The 16017-nt window shown below is 63.1% G+C and carries 16 protein-coding genes; 7 read left to right on the top strand and 9 right to left on the bottom strand.

The genetic code is table 11. The features are described from left to right. Positions 1-11 precede the first annotated feature (11 nt). The 9 genes from dgcA to murQ form a co-directional block, all read right to left on the bottom strand. Positions 12-998, bottom strand: coding sequence for an N-acetyl-D-Glu racemase DgcA (gene dgcA / locus DDE76_RS00550; RefSeq protein WP_104892304.1), 987 nt, complete (start codon positions 996-998; stop codon positions 12-14). 7 nt (positions 999-1005) lie between these two features. Further along, the gene (locus DDE76_RS00545; protein WP_245891747.1) at positions 1006-1923 is read right to left on the bottom strand and encodes an ABC transporter ATP-binding protein; all 918 of its coding nucleotides are present in this window, start codon (positions 1921-1923) and stop codon (positions 1006-1008) included. Next, positions 1920-2738 (bottom strand): ABC transporter ATP-binding protein, encoded by an 819-nt coding sequence (locus DDE76_RS00540; protein WP_104892302.1) that lies wholly within the window; start codon positions 2736-2738, stop codon positions 1920-1922. Before DDE76_RS00540 ends, DDE76_RS00545 begins: the two co-directional genes overlap by 4 nt. Beyond that, positions 2735-3622 (bottom strand): ABC transporter permease, encoded by an 888-nt coding sequence (locus tag DDE76_RS00535; protein ID WP_104892301.1) that lies wholly within the window; start codon positions 3620-3622, stop codon positions 2735-2737. Before DDE76_RS00535 ends, DDE76_RS00540 begins: the two co-directional genes overlap by 4 nt. A 4-nt stretch (positions 3623-3626) precedes the next feature. Further along, positions 3627-4604, bottom strand: coding sequence for an ABC transporter permease (locus DDE76_RS00530; RefSeq protein WP_104892300.1), 978 nt, complete (start codon positions 4602-4604; stop codon positions 3627-3629). Between the two features lie 63 nt (positions 4605-4667). After that, the gene (locus DDE76_RS00525) at positions 4668-6335 is read right to left on the bottom strand and encodes an ABC transporter substrate-binding protein (protein ID WP_104892299.1); all 1668 of its coding nucleotides are present in this window, start codon (positions 6333-6335) and stop codon (positions 4668-4670) included. Between the two features lie 34 nt (positions 6336-6369). After that, complete coding sequence (locus DDE76_RS00520; protein WP_104892298.1) at positions 6370-7392, bottom strand: glycoside hydrolase family 3 N-terminal domain-containing protein; 1023 nt, start codon at positions 7390-7392, stop codon at positions 6370-6372. Further along, on the bottom strand, positions 7392-7883 hold the full coding sequence (locus tag DDE76_RS00515; RefSeq protein WP_104894783.1) for a GNAT family N-acetyltransferase: 492 nt from the start codon (positions 7881-7883) through the stop codon (positions 7392-7394). The genes DDE76_RS00520 and DDE76_RS00515 overlap by 1 nt, the downstream gene beginning before the upstream one ends. 13 nt (positions 7884-7896) lie before the next feature. Continuing rightward, a complete protein-coding gene (murQ, locus tag DDE76_RS00510) occupies positions 7897-8832 on the bottom strand; it encodes an N-acetylmuramic acid 6-phosphate etherase (protein WP_104892297.1) in 936 nt (311 codons plus the stop codon). Positions 8833-9045: 213 nt separating this feature from the next. On the opposite strand from murQ, the gene DDE76_RS00505 reads away from it, so the two are divergent. The 7 genes from DDE76_RS00505 to DDE76_RS00475 all read left to right on the top strand — a co-directional run bounded on the left by DDE76_RS00505 (position 9046) and on the right by DDE76_RS00475 (position 16012). Continuing rightward, positions 9046-9897 carry a MurR/RpiR family transcriptional regulator gene (locus DDE76_RS00505; protein ID WP_104892296.1) on the top strand — a complete coding sequence of 284 codons (852 nt, stop codon included), beginning with the start codon at positions 9046-9048 and terminating at the stop codon, positions 9895-9897. 174 nt (positions 9898-10071) lie between these two features. Further along, positions 10072-11133, top strand: a complete 1062-nt coding sequence (locus tag DDE76_RS00500; protein WP_104892295.1) for an ABC transporter ATP-binding protein — start codon at positions 10072-10074, stop codon at positions 11131-11133. 53 nt (positions 11134-11186) lie between these two features. Then, positions 11187-12428: an extracellular solute-binding protein gene (locus tag DDE76_RS00495; RefSeq protein WP_104892294.1), complete on the top strand. Its 1242-nt coding sequence runs from the start codon at positions 11187-11189 to the stop codon at positions 12426-12428. Between the two features lie 191 nt (positions 12429-12619). Beyond that, positions 12620-13540 carry a carbohydrate ABC transporter permease gene (locus tag DDE76_RS00490; RefSeq protein ID WP_104892293.1) on the top strand — a complete coding sequence of 307 codons (921 nt, stop codon included), beginning with the start codon at positions 12620-12622 and terminating at the stop codon, positions 13538-13540. After that, positions 13537-14409 (top strand): carbohydrate ABC transporter permease, encoded by an 873-nt coding sequence (locus DDE76_RS00485; RefSeq protein ID WP_245891746.1) that lies wholly within the window; start codon positions 13537-13539, stop codon positions 14407-14409. The genes DDE76_RS00490 and DDE76_RS00485 overlap by 4 nt, the downstream gene beginning before the upstream one ends. After that, positions 14406-15071, top strand: coding sequence for an N-acetylmannosamine-6-phosphate 2-epimerase (locus DDE76_RS00480; protein ID WP_104892292.1), 666 nt, complete (start codon positions 14406-14408; stop codon positions 15069-15071). The genes DDE76_RS00485 and DDE76_RS00480 overlap by 4 nt, the downstream gene beginning before the upstream one ends. Then, positions 15068-16012 carry an N-acetylglucosamine kinase gene (locus DDE76_RS00475; RefSeq protein WP_104892291.1) on the top strand — a complete coding sequence of 315 codons (945 nt, stop codon included), beginning with the start codon at positions 15068-15070 and terminating at the stop codon, positions 16010-16012. The genes DDE76_RS00480 and DDE76_RS00475 overlap by 4 nt, the downstream gene beginning before the upstream one ends. The last annotated feature ends 5 nt before the right edge of the window (positions 16013-16017 follow it).

The raw sequence follows: 16017 nt of genomic DNA, 5'->3' as shown, positions 1-16017 counted from the left end.
GCGCCGGACGCTCAGCCGCCCCAGAGCGGTGATGCCCCACCGGCAATTGTTCCGCCCTCATAGGCCAGTCCGTCCGGCCGGTCCTGCTCCAACAGGAGCGGACCATCAAGGTCGATCCAGCGCGCCCGCGACGCCAGCAGCCGCGCTGGAAGCATGGAAAGCGAAGTGCTGACCATGCAGCCCACCATGACGGAAAGGCCCAGTGCCTCGGCGCGCGCGGCAACCGCCAGGGCTTCGGTGAGGCCGCCTGTCTTGTCGAGTTTGACATTGATCGCCTCATAGCGCCCGACCAGGGCTTCAAGCCCGGCAAGGGCATGCACGCTTTCATCGGCACAGATCGGCACCGTGTGGTTGATCTCGGCAAGCGCCCCATCCGCGCCGGCGGGCAGCGGCTGTTCGACCAATTCGACCCGGCAATGGGCGCAGATATCGAGCAGCACCGGCAGATCATCGGGGTGCCAGCCTTCATTGGCATCGACGACCAGACGCGTGTCTGGCGCCGCCGCCCGCACAGCCCCAAGGCGCTCGGCATCACCGGGGGCGCCCAGCTTGATCTTGAGCAGCGGCAGATGCGCGGCTTTTGCAGCGGCCTCGGCCATGCCGTCGGGCGTGCCGAGGCTGATAGTGAAGGCCGTTTCGATATGCTGCGGAAGTGTCGTTCCGGCCAGCGCCGTCACCGACGTGCCGGCGCGTTTCGCTTCCAGATCCCACAAGGCACAGTCGAGCGCATTGCGTGCGGCGCCCGGTGGCAGCGCTTCCTGCAAATCGACCCGGCTCATACCTGCCGCAAATGCGGGTATTAGTGCTTCAATGGCGGCCAGCGTGCTCTGAGGGGTCTCGCCATAGCGGGCATAGGGCACGCATTCGCCGCGCCCGATATGTCCGTCCTGTTCCAGCCGGACCGCCACCACCACGGCCTCGGTCTTGCTGCCGCGCGCGATGGTGAAGTTCCCGGCAATCGGAAAGCGCTCGATGGCGGCGCTGAGGCGTATGGTCATTGTTGGCTCAGGCGGGCAGGGCGCGGAAGAAATGGTTGTCGCCGACCTGGCTGATCTGGGTCTGCGGCAGGGCGGACTGGGTGCGGATCTCATCGATCCGGCTCAGTTCATCGGCAAAGCGCACATCATCAAAGCGCCGGTCCGGGTCGGGCACCGCCGAGAGCAGCAGCCGCGTATAAGGGTGGTGCGGATCGTCGAGCACCTTGTCCACGGCCCCCCATTCCACGATCTGGCCGGCATACATCACCATGATGTCGTCGGCCACATAGCGCGCCGTGGCAATGTCATGGGTGATATAGAGCAGGGCCAGTTTCAGCTCCGCCTTCATGTCGTTGAGCAGGTTCAAAATGCCCTGCCGCACCGAAACGTCGAGCATGGAGGTGGGCTCGTCGGCAACGATCACTTGCGGGTTCACCGCTAGGGCCCGGGCAATGGAAATGCGCTGGCGCTGCCCGCCCGAGAGCTCATGGGGGAACTTGGGCATCATCTGCGCCGGGTCGAGCTTCACGCGCTCCAGCAGCTCGACAATGGCGGCTTTGCGCTGGGCGGCATCCAGGTCCGGCTGATGCAGGCGCAGCGGCCGCTCGAGATGATAGCGAATGGTATGGGTTGGGTTGAGCGCGGCAAACGGGTCCTGGAACACCATCTGCACCGCCGATCGATAGGCCTTGAGCGCCTTGGCGTCGGCCTTGCCCATGGGGGCGCCCTTGAACAGCAGGCGGCCCTCATCGGGCACATATTCGCGCATGATCAGGCGTGCTGCCGTGGTCTTGCCCGATCCGGATTCCCCGACCAGCGCCAGCGTGCGCCCCGGATGCAGCGCAAAGCTCACTGAACGCGCGGCATAGACTGGCTTGTCGGCCCGGCCGAACACCTTCGAAACATTGTCCAGCGCCAGAATGGCATTGCTCGTCATGTCGCTCATGGCGCGGCCTCCAGGCGGGTCTGTTCGCCGCGCAGCTTGGGCATCGAGGCCCAGAGCCGCTTGGTATAGGCATGCTGGGGCTGGCGATAGATGGTCTGGGCGTCATTGACCTCGACCAGTTCGCCCTCGAGCATGATGCCGATGCGGTCGCTGACCTGCACCATCAGCCCCAGATCATGGGTGATGAACAGCACCGAAAAGCCCAGCTTTTTCCGCAGCACGTCGATGCGCTGCAGGATTTCGCGCTGCACCACCACGTCCAGCGCCGTGGTTGGCTCGTCCATGATCAGGAGCTTGGGATTGAGCGCCAGGCAGATGGCGATGACGATGCGCTGCCGCATGCCGCCCGAGCACTGGTGTGGAAAGGCATCGAGCCGGTCCGGGGCGATATCGACCAGTTTGAGCAGCTCGGCTGCCCGCTCCCGCGCTGCAGCCCGGCTGATGGGTCCATGCGCCTTGAGCACATCATAGAACTGCGCCTCGATGGTCAGCACCGGATTGAGCGAATTCATCGCGCTCTGGAACACCATGGCCACCTCACGCCAGCGGAAGCGGCGCAGATCGGCATCATCGAGTTCGAGCACATTGCGGCCATTGACCGCGATCACGCTGCCTGTGCGGATCAGTGCCGGCGGCCGGTGCAGGCGGGAGATGGCAAAGGCGATGGTCGACTTGCCACAGCCGGACTCGCCGGCCAGGCCGAAGAACTCGCCCGGCGCAATGTCGAAGCTGACATTTTTGACGGCGTGGAAATCACCCTCGGCACCGACATAATCGATATTGAGATTGCGAACGGAAAGGACCGGCTGGCTCATAGCTTGCCCTCCCCGAGCCGCACCATGCGGGTCCAGCGATTGAGCATGCCCCCGGTCCGCAGGCGCGGATTGGCGATTTCGTCGATAGCAAAATTGATCAGCGCCAGCCCCAGGCCAAGGAAGGCCAGGGCGAAACACGGCGCCAGAATGTCCCACCAGGCCCCGACGGCCAGGGCCGCCGCATTCTGCGCGTTATAGAGCATGATGCCCCAGGAGACTGTGTTGGGATCGCCCAGCCCGAGGAATTCCAGCGTCGCCTCGGTGATCACCGCGAAAATCACCGAGCCGATGAAATTGATGCCGACGATGGAAATCAGGTTCGGGAAGATTTCGAACAACATGATGCGCCAGCCCGGTTCGCCCAGCATTTCGGCCGATTTGACGAAATCGCGCTGGCGGATCGAAAGCGTTTCCGAGCGGGTGACGCGCACGCCCCAGGCCCAGGAGGTCAGCCCCAGGATGATGGCAATGACCAGAGGGCTCGCCTGGCCGATAAAGGCGGCCAGCACCAGCAATAGCGGCAGGTTCGGCACCACCAGCACCATATTGGTGAAGAAGTTGATGACCTCGTCGACCACCCCGCCCTTGTAGCCGGCGATGATGCCCAGCACCGTGCCGATCAGCGTGATCAGCAGCCCCGCACCAAACCCCACGGCCAGCGACACGCGCGCCCCATGGACGAGACGCGAAAACACGTCATGCCCCAGCCGCGTGGTGCCCATCCAATGGTCCCAGCTCGGCGCCTGGTGCGGCCGGCCGACGCGCTTGACGGGGCTGTATTCGGTCAGCAGCGGGGCAAAGATCGCCACCAGGATAATGACGGTGAGGATGACGAGGCCCGTCATCGCCTTCTTGTTTTGCAGCAATTGGGCAAACAGCTTCATCGCGTCAGGCCTTCTTGAGACGCGGATCGAGCAGCACATAGCTCAGATCGACGACGAAATTGGAAATCAGCATGGCGGCGGTCATGATCAGCAGCTGACCCTGGATGACCGGATAGTCGCGGGCAATGATGGCCTGGTAGAGCGTATTGCCGAGCCCCGGATAGTTGAACACCACCTCGGTCACCAGCGACCCGCCCAGCACCGTGCCAATGGCAATGGCGAGGCTCGATACCGTGGGCAGCAGCGCATTGCGTGCCGCATACCAGAGCATGACATTATTGTCCGAGAGCCCCTTGGCTCGGGCCATCACGATATAGTCTTCGCCCAGGAGGTTGATCATGTTGTTGCGCATGGTGACTGCAAAGCCGCCCATCAGCACGAAGACCAGCGTCACCATGGGCAGGGTGCCATGATAAAGGACGCTCGAGATGTATTCCCAGTTCCAGGCCGGATCGATCAGCGGATCGGCCGCATAGCCATTGGGGAACCAGCCCAGCGTATAGCCGAACACGAACAGCATGATCAGCGACACCACCACGGCCGGCACCGAGCTTGAAAAGATGGCGGTCAGCGAAATGACCGAGTCGATCAGCCGCCCCCGGCGCCAGGCGGCGAACACGCCAAGCAGGCTGCCAAGGGTAAAGGCGATCACGGTGGCAATCCCCATCAGGCCAACGGTCCAGACCAGCGCCCGGCCGAGCAGTTCGGTCACCGGCAGGGGGAAATATTTGATCGAGCGCCCGAGATCACCGGTAAAAACGCTCTGCAGATAGGCGAAATATTGTTCGTGCAGCGGCGCATCGATAAAGCCGAAGGTCAGCTTGAGCGCGTTGAGATTTTCCAGGCTCAGTTCCGAGCCGGCACTGGCGAACATGATCTGGATCGGATCGCCCGGCATCAGCCGGGGCAGGAAGAAATTGATGGTGGCTGCGACCAGAAACGCCGCCAGGTAGAACGCCAGTCGCCGCAGCAAAAAGGCCATGGTGATGTGTCCTTCCAGGTAAGGGGAGGCGCGCCGTGGCGCACCTCCATTGGTGGGTTGGCCTTACTCGACCGGTTCGAGATCGAGCAGTTGCAGCAGGCGGGCCGGGTTGGCGTTGGAGACGACGGGCGAGTATTTGGGGTTCTCGGCGTCGGCCCAGCCAGTAAAGCGGCTCGTGTTGTACTCGTAGAAGGACGGGCTGTTATAGACCGGGATGATCGGCATGTTCTCGGCCACGATCATCTGGGCCTGGTCCATCACCGCCTTGGCTTCCGCCGGGTCCTTGATCTGGGTGTATTCGGCCAGCAGAGCGCTGAGCTCCTCATTCTCCCAATGTGGCGCGGTGAAGCGCGACTTGCCGAAATCGTTCGGATTGAACGAGCGGATATAGGGGAAGTACGGATTGGCCGCCGAGGCCAGTGCGTTGAGCGTCATCGAATACTCGCCCGCGATCAGGCCCGAGGTCCAGACGGCAGCTTCCGGCGTGCTCATCTTCACATTGAGCCCGGCTTCGCTGAGGCTTTCCATGGCGATCTGCACCGCATCGATCCAGTCGGTCCAGCCATTGGGCACCATGATGTCGATGGCGATCGGGGTGCCATCGGGATTGTCACGGAACCCGTCGCCATCGGCGTCGACATAGCCGCTCTCATCGAGCAGCGCCATGCCGGCCTCCAGGTCGAACTGGCCATACTGGCCATATTGCGCCTCGACCTCGGGATTGGCGAAGGAGGCATAGAGCTCGCCCAGCGAGGCCGGATCGTCATTGACCAGTGGATAGCCATAGCCGGCAATGTCCACGATGGTCTGGCGGTCGATCAGCATGGAGAGCGCGCGGCGGAAGTTCACATCGTTGAACGCCTTGCGGTTGTTCTCGTCCGGCGTGACCATGCTGATCTGGAACGACACCAGGCTCGATGGGGTGAACCAGTATTTGTGGTGCTCGGGATCCTTGGCGACAAAGGTGTTGTCAATGTCGGGAATGAAGCTCGTGGCCCAGTCCAGCGTGCCATCGGCAAGCGCGGCCAGCACCTGCGGATTGTCGGCAAGCTGCGGCATGCGCAGGCAGTCCACGTCGAGATTGTCCGCGTCCCAGTAATGCGGGTTGGCGCACTGCTCATAGACCTGGGGGGTGAAACGGGTGATCTCGGTCATCGGGCCGGAACCCACCGGGTTTTCATTGGCAAAGGTCACCGGATCTTCGATCTCGGCCCAGACATGCTCGGGGATGATCGGCATGCCCACAATGGTGTTGGCGATCAGCGAATTGGCTTCCTTGAGGTGGAAGGTGACGGTGCGCTCATCGACCCTTTCCACGCTTTCGAGCTGCGCGCCGATCGAGATGAAGTCGAGCGCCGGGAACTTGGCAATATAGTCGTAGGTGAAAACCACGTCGTCGGCGGTCAGCGCTTCGCCATCCGACCACTTCAGGCCCTCGCGCAGGACGAAGGTGATCGACATCAGGTCATCGGCCAGCTCGAAGCTTTCGGCCAGGCGATAGTGGGGTTCATTGCCCTTGAGGCGGTTGAACACCACCAGCGGCTCATACATGAAGTCCAGCGTGGTGTAGCGCGCCGATGTCTGGCCGAACGGGTTGAAATTGCGCACGAAAGTGGTGGTCTGCTCGGAAGCGAGCGTCAGCACATTGCCGCTGGCATCCTGCGCCTGGGCCGGTGCTGCGGCCAGCAGGGCCAGCACGGACGCGGCTGCGATCCATGAAGTTCTGGTCATTGTGAAAGTCTCTCCTTGCTACAAGGGCCCGCCCTCAGGCGAAGCCGTTCTCCCTGAAAATTCCCTCGACCTCGGCATGCAGGGCCTGCACGTCGTGGCGATGCGATCCGAGCCGTTTCTGGGCGCGTTCAATGCGGGCGAGGCTTTGTGTACTGAGCGGCCGGGCCGCTTTGGCCGCCGCCTCGCTGGCGGCCAGATCGCCCTGGCTGTGCAGGGCAATGTCGTAACCGGCATCGAGCGCAGCGCGCACCCGCTCCGGCCAGGTTCCGGAAAGCGCCTCCATGGTGAGGCAGTCGGTGATGATCACGCCATCAAAGCCGAGGTCTCTGCGGATCATCTCGCAGACCACGGGCGACACCGAGGCGGGTCGGTCCTTGTCGATCTGCGTGAAGACGAGATGTGCCACCATCGCCCAAGGCGCGTCCTTGAGCGCGACGAAGGGCCGGAAATCGCTGCCCGCCATGTCCTCCACGCTGGCCCCGACCACCGGGCAGTCGAAATGCGGATCAACGCTCACCCGGCCATAGCCGGGAATGTGCTTGAAGATCGGCATCGAGCCGACTTCGAGCATGGCATCCACCACCACCTGGCCCAGCGTGATGACCAGGTCGGGGTCGTCACCGAATGATCGGTTGCCGATGACATTATGGGTGTCCTGCCGCGCCAGATCGACCACCGGCGTGGTGCCGCTGCCCAGCCCCAATTCGCTCAGCATGGTCCCCATGGCCAGGCTCGACAGGCGTAGCGCATGCTTGCCGGTTTCAAGGTCCTTGCGGGCCAGCGCGCCGAAATCTCCAAGAGAGCGGAACAGCGGCCAGTTGCCATTGTCGAGCCGCTGCACGCGGCCACCTTCCTGGTCGATATAGACCGGCGCGTCTTCGCGGCCCACCGCGTCCCGGAACTGGGCGACCAGCCGTTTGATTTGCTCGGGATTGTCCAGATTACGCTTGAACAGGAACAGGCCAAAGGGATTGGTTTCACGGAAGAACGCAACTTCCGAAGGCGAGAGCTCCAGACCCGGCATGCCGACAAAGAGCGCGAGAGGGGTAGCGGGCATTACGATTGGTCCCCGGCCTTTGGCGTGATGCGCAACAGGCCCTGATAGATGTCTTCCTGGTCTGACGGGATCGGCAGGGCGCCTGCGGCATTGACGTAGAAATCAACCGGTCCTGCCGAGCCGACGATGGCATAGGCATAGCCTTGCGCTTTCATCGCCATCAGGGCCTGGTGAAACAGCGCCAGCCCGATACCCTTGCCGCGCTGGTCCTCGGACACGCCCGTGGGGCCAAAAAAGCCGCGCGCCGTGGCGTCATAACAGGCAAAGCCGACAAGCTGGCCATCCACGGTGGCAATCAGGCAGCCGGGCGGCTGATGCGCCATGGCCGCGCTGACTTCGCTCACCCAATATTCGGAGAAATGGGTGCGCACCCAATCCTTGATGATGTGCTGTTCGGGCGGCAGGGCAACGCGAATGGTCGCCTCCACATTTTCGGTGCGCCTGGCCAGGTCAGCCAGCTTGCGGCTATAAAGATTGACGAGCAGATCCATTGCGCCGCCCTGCTCAGCCCGCTGCACGCGGCTGGTGCTGGGCAGCGGCGCGGCGCAGGAAACCACCGGCCTCTTCAAGGGCGCGCGCGCCCTCCGCCGCACTCATGCCGGTCAGTGCCATCAGGATCGCCAGCTTCACATTGTTCTTGCTGGCGGCAAGGAACGCCTCGGCCTCTTCGGCCGTACAATCGGCTACCTCGATCAGAATGCGGGTGGCGCGGGCGGCCAGCTTTTCATTACTGACCGAAAGATCGACCATCAGATTTTCATAGGACTTGCCGATGCGGATCATGCTGGCGGTGGTCAGCATGTTGAGCACCAGCTTCTGCGCCGTACCCGATTTGAGGCGGGTCGAACCGGTCAGCGCTTCGGGGCCGACCAGCGGCGAAATGGCAATATCGGCCATATTGGCGATGGCGGAATCCGGATTGCAGGACAATGCTGCGGTCACGGCGCCAACGCTCTTGGCATAGTCGAGCCCCCCGATGACATAGGGCGTCCGGCCGCTGACCGCGATGCCGACCACCACGTCCCGGGCTGAAACATTGACCCGCTGGAGGTCGTTGCGGCCTTCTTCGCGGGAGTCTTCGGCGCCCTCGATCGGATGACGCAGGGCGCGGTCGCCCCCGGCAATCAGCCCCACTACCATGTCTTCGGGCACGCCGAAGGTCGGCGGGCATTCCGAGGCGTCGAGCACGCCGAGCCGTCCACTGGTGCCGGCGCCCATATAGATCAGGCGCCCGCCAGCCTTGAAGGCCTCGACAATGCAGTCCACCGCGGCCGCAACCTGCGGCAATACCTGGCGCACGGCCTCGGCGACCTTTGCATCCTCGGCATTCATCGCCGCAACGATCTCGCCCGACGACATCAGGTCGATTTGCAGCGTGTCCGGGTTGCGGGCTTCGGAAACGAGCTGTTCCAGCTCAGCCATCAGGGTCGTTTTTGCCATTGTGCCTATGCTCAAATTCCGCAGTGATGCTAGAAGTGAATATTCCGGGTGTCAACGCGACATGGAATATTGTATTCCAAATTGATGATGCCCTGGGGATATGTCTCTGGCGAGACAAGCGGAGCACCGGGACATAAGCAGGTTGCAATTTGAGGGAGGTCGGCTTTAGTCCTCGAAACACGAGGCGGGTGGGCCGGCGGCACGGGAACGCAAATGTCGATACTCAAGGTCCTCAGCGCCAAGCTGGACACCATGACCCAGGCCGATCGCCAGATCGCCCAGTTCATCATCGACCATCCCGAGCAGATGCTGACCCTGTCATCGGCAGCCCTGGCAGAAGCAACCGGGCGCAGCCAGTCCAGCGTCGTCAAGTTCAGCCAGAAGCTGGGCTATGCCGGCTACCAGCAGCTCAAGCTGGCCGTGAACAAGGCCAAGGCACTCGAATGGCATGCCCCTGGCGGGGTCATCCATGGCTCGATCGATGCGAGCGACAGCTATGTCACCATCCTGCAAAAGCTGATCGGCTCCAAGCTGCTCTCGATGCGCGAAACCCTGGCCGCCAACAATGAGCAGACCATTGATCTGGCGCTGCAATCCCTGGTCAATGCCCGGAAAATCCAGCTCGCCGGCGTTGGGGCCTCGTCGCTGGTGGCCAAGGACTTTTCCTACAAGCTGCTCAAGCTGGGGCGCATGGCGCTGATCGACAGCGACAGCCATATCCAGATCTCCAATGCCTCGGCGCTCAACGCGGCCGATGTGCTCTTTGCCCTGTCCCATTCCGGCCGCAGCGTGGAAACCCTGCGTATTGCCGAGATTGCCCGGCAGCGTGGCGCCACGGTGATTTCGATGACCGGATTGCAGCCCAACCCCCTGCTCGAGCTGGCCGATATTCATCTCTTTACCGTGGCCGATGAAGAGCGGGTGCGTTCCTCGGCGATCACCTCGCGCGATGCGCAATTGATGCTGATGGACATGCTGTTCATCCTGATGATCCGCATGCAGGCGGACGCGCATGACTTTATCCACAATTCCGAAACCGCCGTGACGGTGCTCAAGGCTCGCTAGCCACTGCACAATCGGCGCCTCGGCGCAGCCGGCCGCCGGTCATGTCGATGCGTCCGGGATGTAATTTAATATTCTTGACATGATGAATTGTAGGAATTTACTATTCCAAACATGCAGGCATGAGGGTGGCCTGCCCAGGGGACCTGCCACCGGCGGGATGGACGGAGAGAGCAATTGGCTCAGCTATCGCTTCGCGGCATCAAGAAGCGCTTTCGCGAGACCGAAGTCTTGCATGGCATTGATCTGGAAATCGGCGACCGCGAATTCGTCGTCTTTGTCGGCCCCTCGGGCTGCGGCAAGTCGACCTTGCTGCGCCTGATCGCCGGGCTCGACCCGATCACCGATGGCGAATTCGTGCTCAATGGCAGCCGCATGAACGATGTCGCGCCTTCGCGCCGCGGCATCGCCATGGTGTTCCAGTCCTATGCGCTTTACCCGCATATGGACGTCTATGAAAACATGGCCTTCGGGGCGCGCCTGATGGGGCTCGACAAGGCCGAGGTCGAACAGCGCATTGCCGACGCCGCGCGTATGCTGAGGCTCGGAGAACTGCTCAAGCGCCGGCCGCGCGAACTCTCCGGTGGCCAGCGCCAGCGCGTCGCTATCGGCCGGGCCCTGGTGCGCAAGCCCGATGTATTCCTGCTCGATGAGCCGCTGTCCAATCTCGATGCCGCCCTGCGCTCGGAAGTGCGCCTCGAAATCGCCCGCCTGCATCGTGAGATCGGCGGCACCATGATCTATGTGACTCACGATCAGGTCGAGGCCATGACCCTGGCCGACAAGATCGTGGTGATGAACAATGGCCGCATCGAGCAGGTCGGCTCGCCGCGTGAACTCTATGAGACGCCGGCCAATACCTTCGTTGCCAGCTTCATCGGCTCGCCGCGCATGACGCTGGTCGATGTGACCCGCGACGGGGACCGCCTTGGTGTCGCCAATGGCGGGGCCGTGTCTGTCGGCGCCGTGCCGGATGCAAAGGCGCTCAAGCTGGGCCTGCGGCCCGATGCGGTGCACCTCACCCGGGGCGCGGCCGAGGGCCTCGCCGCCCAGGTCGTCTATACCGAATATCTGGGCGACAACGCTTATGTCTATGCCCGGCTGGCCGACGGCACGCTGCTCTCGGCCCGCACCACCCCCAATGATCTATTTGCGCCGGACGAAACGGTGACCGTGACGGTCGAGCCGGGTGCCGCGCATTTCTTTTCCGCCGAGGATGGCCGGCGGCTGACGCCCTGAACCGGGCGCCGGGACACGACCACCAAAGAGAACTCGCAAGGAGAGGGAACTCCATGAAGACCAATCTGATACGCATCGGCGCGGCCCTGGGAGCCGTGCTCGTCGCTGCCCCCGCATTCGCCCAGGACCTGACCCTGTGGAGCTGGCGCCAGGAAGACCGCGCGGCCTATGAACAGTTCATCGAGACGTTCGAGGCGGCCAATCCGGGCATCACCGTGACCTTCGAGACCTTCGAAGCCACCAATTACAACACCATCCTGTCCACCGCCCTGGCCGGTGGCACCGGGCCGGACCTGGCCATGGTGCGCGCTTATGGCGGCCTCGAAAACGTCGCTTCGGCCGGCTATCTCGAGCCCCTGAGCACCGAAACCGTGCCGGCCCTGGCCGATTTCTCCGCCGCCTCGCTGGCGGCTGAAAGCATGCGCTCGGACGGCCAGGTCTATGCCGTGCCCTTTGCCAGCCAGACCCAGTTCGTCATCTACAACAAGGCCATTTTCGACGCTAACGGCCTCGAAGAGCCGCAGAGCTGGGCGGACCTGGAAGCCCTGGGCCAGTCGCTCAAGGACGCCGGCGTCATCCCCTTCGCCAACGGCACGGCAACCGCCTGGCAGAACGAGACCGTCACCTTCGGCCTCGGCTCCTCGCTGATGGGCAAGGACTTCTACGAAGACCTGATCGCCGGTGAAACCGACTTCACCGACGAGCGCTTCACCTCTGCCCTGGCTGCCGTGGCCGATGTCGCCGCCGATTACTTCCCCGATGGCTTTATCGGTCTCGACTACCCGTCCGCCCAGCAGCTCTTTTCCTCGGGCCTAGCCGGCATGTTCATCGGCGGCTCCTATGAGCTGGCCAATTTCCAGAACCAGAACCCGGATATCGAGCTGGGCATGTTCGCCGCGCCCGGCGAGACTGCCGAGGACGAAAAGCTGGTGGCCGTCTATTTCGACGGTGGCTACGCGGTAAACGCCGCCACCCCGAACAAGGATGCCGCGATCACCTTCGTCAACTACCTGGCCAGCCAGGAATTCGGCCAGGCTTTCGCCAATACGCTCAACAACATCTCGACCGTGCCGGGCGTCACCTTCGACAACCCGCTGCTGGGCGAAGTGGCTGAGTTGAACCAGTCCTCGATCCCCTATCTGATGCTGGCCCATTTCCGCTATGGCGAGCCCTCCGGCTCGGTGCTGATCCAGGGCGAGATGCAGAAGCTGTTCGCCGGCGAAACCACGCCTGAAGCCATTGGCGAAGTGCTCACGACCGGCCTGGCTGCCTGGTACGAGCCCTTCCAGAACTAAGGCGGTCTCCCTTCGCCTTGGGGGTGGCATGTCCCTGCCACCCCCACCCCTACCTAACCTCCCCCTGACAGGGGGAGGGACCGGCCGGTGGGTGTGAGGAGATCAACTAATACTCGATGCGGCTCCTCCCCCTTCTTCAGGGGGGAGGCTGGGTGGGGGTGAACCCTCACAGAAATTCAAAGCGAGCCCCAATGCCCAAACTTCGGATGACAGGCCGTGGCCTCTGGATCACCTTCCTCATCGTGCCGCCACTGGCCTTTGTGGCGCTGTTCATCGTCTATCCGATCATTTCGGCCTTCGCCTATGCCTTCTTCGATTGGCAGGGCCTCAAGCGCCTCGATTTCGTGGGGCTGGAAAACTTCCACACCGTGCTGTTCGTCGAGCCCTATCGGAGCTGGACGCTCAACGCCTTCAAGAACAACATCATTGTCTTTTTCGCGCTGATGGTGCTGCAGAACGGGCTGGGCTTCATCCTGGCCTATGCGCTCTGGCGCGAATTGCCCGGTGCCCGCTTCCACCGCATTGCGGTGTTCCTGCCCGTGGTGCTCTCCACCATCATCGTCGCCTATCTGTTCAAGCTGTTCTATCACCCGCTGTTCGGCGTGGTGAACATCAGCCTGCGCGGTCTCGGGCTCGATGGGCTGGCGCAACCCTGGCTGGGGCAGAGCGGCACTGCGCTGTGGAGCATCATTGCCGCCCAGGCCTGGCATATGGTGGGCTTTCCCACCCTGGTTTTCCTTGCCGGCATGCAGCGCATCCCCGGCGAAATCCTCGACGCCGTGCGCATGGAAACTGAAAGCGAATGGGTCAAGATCACCCAGATCGTCTGGCCGCTCGTCGCGCCCAGCGCCACCATCGTGTTCACCCTGCTCTTCGTGGGTGCCTTCAACTGGTTTGAGCTGCCCTACATCATGGGTGGGCTGGACGGGTCGCCCTTTGGCTCGACCGATGTGCTGGGGCTCTATTTCTACCGCACGGCCTTTGGCAATGTGTCTGCCGGCCAGCAGGATTTCGGCCTCGGTTCGGCCCTGGCCGTGCTGATTTTCCTCTTCATCGCCGCCATCGCCACGGTCATCACCGTGCGCCTGCGCGCCCGGGAGATCCAGATATGAGCACCGCGACCACGACCGCCATGGCCTATCAGGACCGCAGGGGCATTCTGGGCACGCTGGGTCGCGACGGGCTGTTGCAGATCATCCTGATCGCCAACACCATCATTATGCTGGCGCCCATCGTCATCATGGTGTTCTCGGCCTTCAAGACCACGCCGCAGATCTTCCAGTCGCCTTTCGGCATTCCCGATTTCACGCAAGTCAGCAACTTCGTGAAAATCTGGACCCAGACCAATTTCCTGCGCTACCTGCTCAATTCCTTCGTCGTCACCGGCGCCTCCATGGCGCTGATCCTGACCCTGGGCACCATGGCGGCCTATGCCATTGGCCGCTATGCCTTCACCGGCTCGAACTTCATCCTGATGTTCTTCCTGGCCGGGCTGACCCTGCCACTAAAGCTCGCCATCATCCCGCTCTTCATGCTGATGCGCGACCTCTCCATCCTCAACAATCAGCTCTCGCTGATCTTCGTCTATACCGCCATGGGCCTGCCCACGACGGTCTTCATCATGACCGGTTTCATCCGCACCCTGCCCAATGAGCTCGAAGACGCCGCACGCATGGATGGCGCCTCCGAAGCGCGCATCATGTGGTCTATCATGCTGCCTCTGGTGCGGCCCGCCATGGTCATCGCCGGCATCCAGAACGTCGTGCCGATCTGGAACGACTTCTTCTTCCCCCTGGTCTTCATCCAGAACGATGATCTCAAGACCCTGCCGCAGGGCCTGACCACCTTCATGGGTGAATATACCACCGATTGGGGCGTGCTGTTCTCCGGCCTGACCCTGTCTGCCGCGCCGATCATCCTGATCTACATCGTGCTCTCGCGGCAGTTCATCGCCGGCATGACCTCCGGGGCCGTCAAATGAAGCTGCCCAGGGGTCTTGTCGTCTCCTGCCAGGCGCGGGCCGATAACCCACTTCATGGTCCCCGGTTCATGGGCGCCATGGCCCTGGCCGCCCGCGACGGCGGTGCCGTGGGCATCCGCGCCAATGGCCCAGCCGATGTCGCCGCAGTGCAGGCAGCGGGCCTGCCGGTCATCGGCATCCACAAGGTGTTTTCCGAAAACCACCCGGTCTATATCACCCCCAATTTCGAGGCCGCTGCCGCGATCTATGCATCAGGCGCCGGGATTGTTGCGCTCGATTGCACCGAGCGCCCGCGCCATGGCGAACATCCCAGCGTCCTCATCCGACGCATTCAGGAAGAGATCGGCGCCGAAGTCTTTGCCGATATTTCCACGCTGGACGAAGGCCTGAAGGCGGCCGATTGGGGCGCCGATTATGTCGCCACGACCCTTTCGGGCTATACCGAAAAGACCCAGCCCAAGCCGGAAGAGCCGGACCTGGCCCTGCTCGAGGCCCTGGCCTCACGGCTTGATGTTCCGGTGGTAGCCGAAGGGCGCTACAATCGGCCCGAGCTTGTCGCCCAGGCCTTTGCCGCTGGCGCGCATGCCGTTGTTGTGGGCACCATGATCACCAATCCGCGCGAAATCACCACCACGTTTGTCAAACAGGGCGTGCCCCGGTGAGCCAGGTGCATCTCGGGCTTGATGTGGGCGGCACGGCCAGCCGCTGGGTGGCCTGCGATCCGGCGGGCGCCGTACTGGCGCGGGGCCAAGTCGGCGGCGCTACAGCCCATGTGTTCAACCCGGCCGAGCGCAACCGGCTTGGCGCAGTGTTCACCCAACTGGCCGACGAGATGGCTCAGAACGGTCTCGTGGCCAAAACCCTCTCCGGCGGCCTGACCGGCTTTGGCGCCGCCGCCGCCGAGGAGATTGCCGGTCTCGCCCAACAGGCGCTCGGCTTGCCGCGCACTGCGATCCTCCTGATGGATGACATCATCCTGGCCTTTGCCGCCCATTTCCAGCCCGGGGCCGGACACCTGGTCTCCGCCGGCACCGGATCTATCGGCATTCATGTCGGCGCGACCGGCGATGTTGTCCGGGTCGGGGGCAGGGGCATTCTCATCGATGATGCCGGCTCGGGAAGCTGGATTGCCCTCCAGGCGCTCGACCGGCTCTATCGCACGCTCGACCACACCGGCTCCTTTGCTGGCCAGCAGGTCCTCGCCGACCAGATCTTCGCCCTGGTGGGCGGTTCGGGTTGGCACGATGTGCGCCAGTATGTCTATGCCGGCGACCGGGGCCGCATCGGCGCCCTGGCCGTCGGTGTCGCCAAGGCGGCCGGGATGGGCGATGGGACGGCGCTCGAAATCCTGCGTCAGGCTGGGACCGAGCTGGCCTTGCTTGCCCAGGCCATGCAGGCCCGGGCCGGAACGCTACCCGTCGCCGTTATCGGGGGTGTGTTGTCACTGCACCCCTCCATCTTTGAAGCGCTGACCGCGCAATTGCCCGGTGTAGCGGTTTCCCGGCCCACCATCGATAGCGCCCTGGCCGCCGCCCAATTGCAGGCAAGCCAGGGCGGCGCACGCTGGCGGACGCTATTGGCCGAGGGGCCGAGGCTGGGCTGAACCGG

This window comes from Devosia indica (assembly GCF_003056405.1).
Lineage (GTDB): Bacteria > Pseudomonadota > Alphaproteobacteria > Rhizobiales > Devosiaceae > Devosia > Devosia indica.
This window is presented reverse-complemented; position numbering and strand designations above follow the sequence as displayed.